The sequence below is a fragment of the Microvirga arsenatis genome (assembly GCF_009910705.1).
In the GTDB taxonomy this organism is placed as follows: Bacteria; Pseudomonadota; Alphaproteobacteria; order Rhizobiales; family Beijerinckiaceae; genus Microvirga; species Microvirga arsenatis.
In genome coordinates, this window is the sequence record NZ_JAAAXJ010000042.1 from 1 (window position 1) to 8,331 (window position 8,331).

Below are 8,331 nucleotides of genomic sequence, written 5' to 3' on the forward strand. Positions count from 1 at the left end.
CAGCAGGCGAAATATGCCTGCAGTCAGCAGTTGTCGCTCGCCGAGCATTTCGAGCGGCTCGCCGCATGAGCCCGGCACGAAGCTCCTGCTATTTTCTCATCTCTACTTCGGATTTGCGACAGAACCTCGAGGTGCCGGTCGCCTTGCGCAAACAGCGCGCCGTCGTGGAGCGTGAGGCTCCGGATGATCCACGTCCCGACGAATAGGACGCAAGGCTTTCCGCCATATCCCGTCGAGGATGCCGAAGCCCGGTATCGTCCGGGCTTCGACTGAAACGGGATCAGCGCTTGCCGTCGGTCGAGCCGGTGGTGCCGGTGCCGCGGACAGTGCGCTCGTCCTCAACATCAACCTCGGTCTTGCGCACGGTGTCGGAGACTGTCTCGGTGCGCTGCTCCACGTCCTTGCGGACCACGACTTCCTCGACGACGCGCGCCTCCTTGGAGACAACAGCCTCCTCGCTGCGCTCTTCCACCTCGATGGTGCGCTCCTGGAACGGGTCGCCGCCGATCGTGCCCGCCTGCGTCGTGCCTGACACCGGACGGCGTTCCACGTCGACGCGCTCCTCGCGCAAGGTCACCTGCTCGCTTACCGGCGTCTCGACCACACGAGACTGGATCCGCACCCGGCCGTGGCCCACCTCGCGCTTGCCAACATGCAGTTCCTCCTCGGCAATCGGAATGACCTCATCACCTCCGCTCACGCCAGCCGTGTCGGTCCTGGCGCGGGTGATGTCCGGCGAACCGGTGACGTCATTGCCAGCCCCCACGTCCGTCCGGGTTGTACCAGACGATCCTGTCAGGCTGCCGGCCAGCCCGGCCGCCGCGGCGCCAAGGCCACCGGTCATGCCGCCTGAGGTCGACGTGTCATGGCCCTGCCAACCTTCCGAGCGCCAGGAGGTCTGCTGCTCGTCAAGGTCCAGCACCCCGTCATCGTCCAGAATGTCGATTACCCGGTCGACCTCGTCATCGTCGCACTCCACGGCAACAAGCGATCCGCCGCGGCGTACGCCTTCGGCATAGGCATGGGCGTCGGAGCGCGGGACGCCGTCATTTTCCAGATTGTCGATGAGGTCGTCGGAAAAGGTCGAGTAGAAGCTGATGTCACCACGCGAGATGCCGGCCTGTTCCAGGCGGCTGACGATCTCGCTGGCTTTCTGCTGGTCCTGGTAGAGGCACGTGACAGTCTTCGACATGTGGTTGGCTCCTGCTTGGCTGTAAGGGAGCAGACCCGTTCGTGACGATCGGCTCGGCCCGTGATCCTTCCAATGTGCCGTCCAGGCTCCGGTTCCGCAGACTTGGCGGAGGATCCCGAGCTCATGTGCCGGTCACGTGCACTCGGCTACGCACGCCCATGCCGAACTCATCAGCCCGTCAGGGTAACCCGCCCAGCCGAAACCTGGCGCTCCGTCCTGTCAAGCAGGGCGCCATAGGTCCACCCCAATATGCCTCCGAAGAAAACATGGAGCAGGATTGGTTCGAGGTTGGCCTGCGGGGGAACGGCCGGGTCGGCCGCCCAGGTGACCAGGAGCATGAGAAGCCAGGCGAGCGCGCCGACCACCACGCCCTTGAACCAGAAGGGAGACGGCAGGATCGGGCTCAGCACTGCGAGGAGAGGCCCCCACAGGAGCGTGCCGACGGCGAAATGCATGACCCAGCTCAACCCGAGCGGCGACAGGGTGACCCCGCTCGCCGCACGGACCGGATCGGCGGCCGGGAGAACACCGGCCAGGGATCCGAGAAAGATGGCACCTGAGGCCGCGGCCGAGGCGAGGAGGCCTGCGATGATGCCTTTGCCGATGTTGATCATGGAATCCTGGCGCTCGCCGTTCACCGGGGTTCAACAAGCTGGAGGTGAGGAGGTTTCCCGCGACGTCCACAGTTCACCGTTTTGCGCTTCCCACGAATGGTTGCACACGGCATGGCCCTTCGCCTGGCCGCTCATCCGCGCAGGCACCCTGAAGGGACCTTCTGCTCACCGAGACTCTCGCTCGCAACGCGCCAGTGGCAGCCTAGGGCTCTACTCGGCGATCCCCTTGCCCAACAGGCGGCTGACTGCTTGAACAATCCTCTCGTGCTCCTCCTCCGAGAAGGGGCTGAGGTCGTGCATTTCCAGGCTGTTCAGTCCCTCGACTGCCAGCCAGCCCAACAGCGCCGCGTCCAGATCGTCCGACGTGGCCTTCAGGTTCTCCAGGGTCGCCTTGACGACCTCGCGTACCGGATCGAGCAGACGCGGGTTCTCGGCCGAGGCAGCCAGCATGCCATTGGCGACCTCCTTCGTCCTGCCCTGGCGCAGCTTGAGCAGCGCCGCCGTGCACAGGCGCGCTTCGAGGTTGCGCCCGGGCTCGGCATGAGCGCGGAGCGCCTCCCGCTCGGCCGAGACCTCATCGACCAGGCGCTGGACCATGGCCTGGAGCAGCGCTTCTTTGGTGGGAAAGTTGTAGAGCAGACCGCCCTTGCTGAGACCGGCCCGTTCAGCGACGGCGTCCAGCGTCAGCCGTCCCGCACCGGTTTCGCTCACAAGCTCCGCAGCCGCGTCGAGGATCCTCTCGCGGGAACTCTTTCGGCCTCGACCACATCCCAACATTCACCACTCTTGCCCTGCACCGTACGGCCGAAACCCGTTCGCCATATCAGCGCCCATCCTTCCCCCGTCAAGGAGAGGAAACTGCGCAGCGGCTGATGGTCCCGGCGCGGTTCTGTCGCCATTCGCCCCAGAGGTCGAGCTCCGGCATCGTGGCAGAGCGGTGGAATGGTTTCCCGTTGACACGCATGGATGACTTGTCCTTTATGCCGCGAGGAGACGATGAGGTGAGCGCCGGGTTAGATCGCGCGTTCACCGGTGTCTGCTCCACGTTCATCGGCACGTGAGCCGATCCGGTCGCAGCCTACCCGGTCAAAACAAGGATTTCTGGTGAAGACCCTCGTCATCTGTTCCGGCGGACTGGATTCCGTCACGCTCGCGCACAAGGTCGCGGCTGAGCAATCCCTCACGCGTCTCGTGTCCTTCGACTATGGCCAGCGCCACAGGAAGGAGCTGGACTCGGCGCGGGCCTGCGCCGTGCGCCTCGGCGTGCCGCACGACATCGTCGACATCTCGCCCGTGGGCCGCCTCCTGACCGGGTCAGCCCTCACCAGCGGGGAAGCTGTGCCCGAGGGGCACTATGCCGAAGACACCATGCGGGTCACCGTGGTGCCCAACCGCAACGCCATCATGCTGACGATTGCCTTCGGCGTTGCTGCGGCCGGGCAGGCCGAGGCAGTGGCGGCCGCGGTCCATGGCGGCGACCACTTCATCTATCCCGATTGCCGTCCTGACTTCGTCAACGCGTTCGAGGCCATGCAGCGCCATGCCCTGGAGGGACTGGCGAGGATCGCCCTCTACACACCGTTCGTGCGGCAGGGCAAAGCCGACATCGTGGGCGAGGGCGCCCGGCTGGGCGTCCCCTTTGCCGAGACCTGGTCCTGCTACCAGGGCGGCGAGCGTCACTGCGGGCGCTGCGGCACCTGCGTCGAGCGCCGCGAGGCATTCCATCTTGCGGCCGTGAACGATCCTACCCTGTACGAAGACCCGGATTACTGGATCGGGGCCTGCCGCGAGCACCAGGCCAAACAGCCGTCTTAGGGTCCGCTCCGGACCATCTCGTTTCGTTGAAGGACATAGACATGACCCCTGATCTCCGCCGCATCGAGGGCGCAGCAGTCCTGGTGGGCTTCACCGCCTGCATCCCGGCCGCCAACTGGCTTGTCGGAAACGTCGGAACCGTCTGTGTTCCCGACGGACCTTGCCTGATCCCCGTTGCCCCGGGCCTTGCGGCTCCCAGCGGCGTGCTCGTGGTGGGCCTTGCCCTGGTGCTGCGCGATCTGGTGCAGCGGCGTCTGGGACGGTACTGGGCGCTGGCCGCCATTGCCATCGGGGCGATCCTCTCGGCTGTTTTTGCGCCCCCGGCACTGATCCTCGCATCGACGGCAGCCTTCCTGCTGTCGGAACTGGCTGATCTGGGCGTCTACACGCCCTTGCAGCGGCGGGGCCTCGTCGTGGCTGTCGTGGCGAGCAGTCTGGTGGGCCTGGTCGTCGACAGCGCGGTGTTCCTGTTCCTGGCGTTCGGCAGCCTTGAGTTCCTGCTCCCGCAGATCATCGGCAAGGCCTGGATGGTGCTGCTGAGCATTCCGGTGATGTCATTGCTGCGGCGGCGCGACGAGCGGATGGGCATGCCTGTACGTACGTAAGCCGCTCATGGGCAGGAAACCTCCATCCCTGAAGCCTCGAGGAGGCGGTGGAGCGCTTGCAGGTCAGGACGGTCAACGGTTCCGACCGGCGCAAGCCGCATAGTGGGTCGCTGCACCGCTGAAAGCATCTCCCGGAAATCCGCAGGCCATCGTCCCACATCCGGGAGGGCCCAGGTTCACTTGCCCTGGCAGACGCACGACATGGTCTGACACCCACAGGCCATGAGGCGGGCCTTGCCCATCCCTTTCGACTGGATGAACGTCGCTCCTGTTAACGGCGCCGGAATCCTCCAGGACATCGGCCAGGGTCATCCGGACGAGGGACTCGACCTCGATGAAAGGAAGGAGCGGACGCGGATTGGGCTCCGGCATGCGCGATGAAATCGGGATCAACGGCCTTCGTTCCCAGGATCAAGGTTGCGGATTTCGCGCATCGGCGCCGGTCCGAAAGTGAGTGGGGCCCACTGCGGCAGCGGTGCCTCGACCGAGCAAGCGAGGCCCGTGGGAGCGTACTCGATCCGCACCTCGGCATCCAGATCGTGCGCCAGGCTGCGCTCGATCAGCCGCGAGCCGAAACCCTTGCGGGTCGGCGGCTCCACCACCGGACCCCCGCTCTCCTTCCACCGTAGCAGCAGGAGGGTCGGCGTGCGCGTATGGTCCACCATCCAGGTCAGGGACACCTCTCCCGTCCCGTTGGAGAGCGCCCCGTACTTCGCCGCGTTGGTAGCCAGCTCATGCAGCGCCAGCGAGAGCGCGAGCGCCATCCTCGGCACGAGGTGGACCTTGCCGCCCTGGCATCGGATCCGGCCCTCCCTGTCGCTCCGGTAAGGCTCGAACACGTCGGCAACAAGGTCGTGCAGCAGGGCGCCCTCCCAGTTCTCCCGGGTGAGCACGTCGTGGGCTCGGGACAAGGCGAGCAGACGGCTCTCCAAGGCCTCCCGCGCCTCCCGCGAGGCGCCCGAGTTGCGCAGGGTCTGGGTGGTGATCGACTGCACGGTGGCCAGCGTGTTCTTCACCCGGTGGTTCAGCTCGTTGATCAGAAGCTGCTGGTGTTCCTCAGCCTTCCTGCGCTCGGTGATGTCGCGCACCACGCGGATGCCGTACAGGGGTTGCCCGGCCGCGTCGTCGACCCGAGAAGCCGCCACCTCCACCCACACCGTATGGCCGTCCTTGTGGACATAGCGTTTCTCGACTGCGTAGGCGTCCAGCTTGCCCACCATCAGCCGTGAGAATTGCGCTAGGTCGGCCTGGCGGTCATCCACGTGGGTCAGGCCCCAGAAGGTCTGACCGAGCAGCTCATCGCGGCTGTAGCCCGTGACCGAACAGAGCCGCTCGTTGACGCGCAGGAAGCGTCCGCTCCGGTCGACCTCGCCGATGCCCGCGAAGGCATGCTCGTAGGTGGCACGCAGCCGCTGCTCGTTCTCGCGCAGGGACGCCTCGGCGCGCCTGCGGTCGGTCAGGTCGCGCAGGTACGCCGTGAAGTGCGGCCGGCCGGCGAGTTCGATCGGGATGATCGTCAGCTCGACCGGAAAGCGCGAGCCGCCAGCCCGCTGCGCCTCGAGCTCAACCCGCTTCCCGAGCACCGGCCCCTCGCCCGTGGCAAGGTAATGGGCCATGCCACGATAATGCCGTTCGCGGAACTCCGGCGGGATGATCAGGTCGGCCAGGTCGCGGCCGAGAGCCGCGTCCCGAGGGTAGCCGAACGTCCGCTCGGCGGCTGGATTCCATTCGATGACCCGGCTGTCGTCCGTTACGGTGACGACGCAGTCGAGGGCCGCCTCCACGATCGCGCGCTTCAGCGCCTCGCTGTCGCGCAGCTCCTTCTCGATGCGCGCCCGCTCGACCGCGTCCCAGGTGCGCTGGGCAACCCGCTCCACCAGCCTGATCTCCGTGGCGCTCCAGCGACGCGGCGTGGCCTCATGCACGTACAGGATGGCCCGGAACCGTCCGTCCCGGATCAGAGGGGCGACGATCAGCGACCGGCAGCCGATGCCGGCCCAGGTGGCCGCGTAGGCCTCGTCCAGGGTGCGTGGGTCGCTGAGGCAATCCTCGACCACAAGGGTGTGTCCGGCCCGCAGCTCCGCGATCACCGCCGGGCCGAAGGCGTCCAGGATGCGGGCCTCGCCCGCAAGGCTCGCCACAGAGGCATCCCGGGTCCAGTCCCGCTCGACCGAGACGACCTGCTCCGTCGCGTCGATGCCGCCGTACCCGACGCGGTCCGTGCCAATGTGGGTGCCGAGGGCCTCTGCGGCCGCCAGGGCGATGGCCCGCGGATCGGACAGTCTGCCCAGGCGCTCGCTCAACTCGATGTGGAAATCGGCCCGTCGGGTTGCCTGCACCTTCTCCGTGGTTTCGGTGCAGGTACAGAACATGCCGCCAATGGCGCCATCCCCGTCGCGGACTGGGGAGTAGGAGAACGTGTACCAGGTATCCTCCGGGAAGCCGTGGCGTTCCATCACCAGGTGCAGGTTCTCACGGAACGTGGCCTCGCCGCCTAAGGCCTTGGCCACGAGAGGCTCCAGGTCGTCCCAGATCTCCGCCCAGACCTCCCGGAAGGGGCGGCCCATCGCCTGCGGGTGCTTGCCGCCCAGGATCGGGGCGTAGGCATCGTTGTACAGGAACGCGAGCTCCGGTCCCCAGGCGACGAACATCGGGAACCTGGAGGCCGCCATCAGGCTGACGACCGTGCGCAGGGACGGCGCCCAGGTGTCGGGAGTGCCGAGCGGGGACGTCGACCAGTCATGGGTGCGCACGAGGGCACCCGTCTCGCCGCTATTGGCCGGGAAGGCGGGCATCGGCGGTTTGGCCTAATGCCGTCTGGACGCGCGGGCGGATAGCTGCGGGGCGAGGGAGGGTTCGAACTCGGGCGTGAAGGGCACAGACGGGACTTCCGGGCTTGGCTGGTTCAGGGGAACTAGGGACGCAACCGAGTGCTTCAACTGCAGGGGACGGATGCGCCGTCCCGCGCCGCGGTGGCATGTACGGCTCGGTATCCGGACTGGCAACGGCCCTCATGCGCGACACATGCGCCGCGCCCCATCGGCACGAGGCTGCGCATCGTCAGGCGGCCGCTTGGGTTTCGATCCGGCTGGCCAGGATCTTGTCGATCCGGCGCCCGTCCAAATCGACGGCCTCGAAGCGCCAGCCGAGTGTCTCCACAGCCTCGCCCGTGCCCGGAAGGTGCTGGAGCTCACCGATCACCAGACCGGCGACGGTCTCGTAGTCACGCCGCTCGGGCAGGGCGATCCTGAGCTGGTCGGCCATTTCGTCGGCTGGCATCCAGCCGGCCAGCAACCAGGAGTCGTCTTCGCGCTGCATGGCCTCCGGCCCCGCCGTACCCTCGTCCGAGCGGAAGGCTCCTGCGATGGCGTCGAGGATGTCGGCCGGGGTGATGATGCCGTCGAAGTGGCCGTATTCATTGGCTTGAGGCTGCGGTAAAAGCACCAGATGGTCTGGCGGACCAGCTCCACCGCCTAGGCCTGCTTGGGTGAGGCTGGCATCAGCTTCTCGAGGTGCCGCTCGGCATGAACCCAGCACAGCGCCTGCTTGGCAACGCGGAACTGTCCGGCATCATCAGAGACAACCACCGCTTTTGCCATCAGCCCGAGCTGCCGGAGCGCACCCCAAGTGGCGGCTTCGTTCACAAACCTTGAGCAGGAGGAGCCCCACCTGCAGAGTCCCCATGGCGCCTCGTCTGTCAGGATCGAAGTGGGGGCGAGCGACTGTTGGCTGCCCACTGGGCATTTAATACAGCGGGAGAGGGGGAGGGCGGGTCAGGTTGGAGCTGAAGAGCTGGCCCCCGAATGTCATGGCATTGTCACCTTTATCTGAGAGCTTTAGCGGGCGTTCATATCTCTGACCGGAGCGACAAAGAAGTAGAAGCCATCGCGATCAACTGCGGCGCGTGCGGCTGCAGCTTTGAAGCCACCCAGGTTGTTCCCCTGCCTGCCCAGCATGCCTCGAAACTTCCATCCTGCGCTGGCGATGTCACGGTAACCTTTGGTCAGAGGCTTCTGCTCTAAGAGCTGTGGCATGACCAAGCCCATCAGCTACAAGCGCCATCGGTTCCCATCCCAGATCATCGCCCATGCAGTTTGGTTGTACT

General features: G+C 66.3%; 8 protein-coding genes and 1 pseudogene. 3 read left to right on the forward strand and 6 right to left on the reverse strand.

The window, feature by feature from the left end:
• A partial coding sequence (locus GR303_RS24510; protein ID WP_210253396.1) for a hypothetical protein occupies positions 1-206 on the forward strand: 206 nt, incomplete at its 5' end.
• A 74-nt stretch (positions 207-280) separates the two neighbouring features.
• Here the strand turns inward: GR303_RS24510 and GR303_RS23840 are convergent.
• The 3 genes from GR303_RS23840 to GR303_RS23850 form a co-directional block, all read right to left on the reverse strand.
• Positions 281-1,192 (reverse strand): YsnF/AvaK domain-containing protein, encoded by a 912-nt coding sequence (locus GR303_RS23840; protein WP_161726906.1) that lies wholly within the window; start codon positions 1,190-1,192, stop codon positions 281-283.
• Between the two features lie 170 nt (positions 1,193-1,362).
• Positions 1,363-1,806, reverse strand: coding sequence for a DUF6789 family protein (locus GR303_RS23845; protein ID WP_161726908.1), 444 nt, complete (start codon positions 1,804-1,806; stop codon positions 1,363-1,365).
• A 210-nt stretch (positions 1,807-2,016) separates the two neighbouring features.
• Positions 2,017-2,583, reverse strand: coding sequence for a TetR/AcrR family transcriptional regulator (locus GR303_RS23850; protein ID WP_161726910.1), 567 nt, complete (start codon positions 2,581-2,583; stop codon positions 2,017-2,019).
• 327 nt (positions 2,584-2,910) lie between these two features.
• Between GR303_RS23850 and queC the strand changes: the two genes are divergently transcribed.
• Together queC and GR303_RS23860 are read left to right on the forward strand one after the other, a co-directional pair.
• Positions 2,911-3,621: a 7-cyano-7-deazaguanine synthase QueC gene (queC, locus tag GR303_RS23855; protein WP_161726912.1), complete on the forward strand. Its 711-nt coding sequence runs from the start codon at positions 2,911-2,913 to the stop codon at positions 3,619-3,621.
• Positions 3,622-3,662: 41 nt separating this feature from the next.
• Positions 3,663-4,226 (forward strand): VUT family protein, encoded by a 564-nt coding sequence (locus GR303_RS23860; protein WP_161726913.1) that lies wholly within the window; start codon positions 3,663-3,665, stop codon positions 4,224-4,226.
• Between the two features lie 389 nt (positions 4,227-4,615).
• Here the strand turns inward: GR303_RS23860 and GR303_RS23865 are convergent, their stop codons facing one another.
• The 3 genes and pseudogenes from GR303_RS23865 to GR303_RS24515 all read right to left on the reverse strand — a co-directional run bounded on the left by GR303_RS23865 (position 4,616) and on the right by GR303_RS24515 (position 7,870).
• A complete protein-coding gene (locus GR303_RS23865; RefSeq protein ID WP_161726914.1) occupies positions 4,616-7,021 on the reverse strand; it encodes a PAS domain S-box protein in 2,406 nt (801 codons plus the stop codon).
• A 265-nt stretch (positions 7,022-7,286) separates the two neighbouring features.
• A pseudogene (locus GR303_RS23870) lies at positions 7,287-7,646 on the reverse strand (transporter associated domain-containing protein); the annotation flags it as partial.
• A 53-nt stretch (positions 7,647-7,699) separates the two neighbouring features.
• Positions 7,700-7,870: a hypothetical protein gene (locus GR303_RS24515; protein ID WP_210254038.1), complete on the reverse strand. Its 171-nt coding sequence runs from the start codon at positions 7,868-7,870 to the stop codon at positions 7,700-7,702.
• Positions 7,871-8,331 lie beyond the last annotated feature (461 nt).

What these genes read in the sequence shown, in the direction of transcription:
- GR303_RS23840 (WP_161726906.1), bottom strand. Translation starts at nt 1,192, where the DNA reads ATGTCGAAGACTGTCACGTGCCTCTACCAGGACCAGCAGAAAGCCAGC.
- GR303_RS23845 (WP_161726908.1), bottom strand. Translation starts at nt 1,806, where the DNA reads ATGATCAACATCGGCAAAGGCATCATCGCAGGCCTCCTCGCCTCGGCC.
- GR303_RS23850 (WP_161726910.1), bottom strand. Translation starts at nt 2,583, where the DNA reads ATGTTGGGATGTGGTCGAGGCCGAAAGAGTTCCCGCGAGAGGATCCTC.
- GR303_RS23860 (WP_161726913.1), top strand. Translation starts at nt 3,663, where the DNA reads ATGACCCCTGATCTCCGCCGCATCGAGGGCGCAGCAGTCCTGGTGGGC.
- GR303_RS23865 (WP_161726914.1), bottom strand. Translation starts at nt 7,021, where the DNA reads ATGCCCGCCTTCCCGGCCAATAGCGGCGAGACGGGTGCCCTCGTGCGC.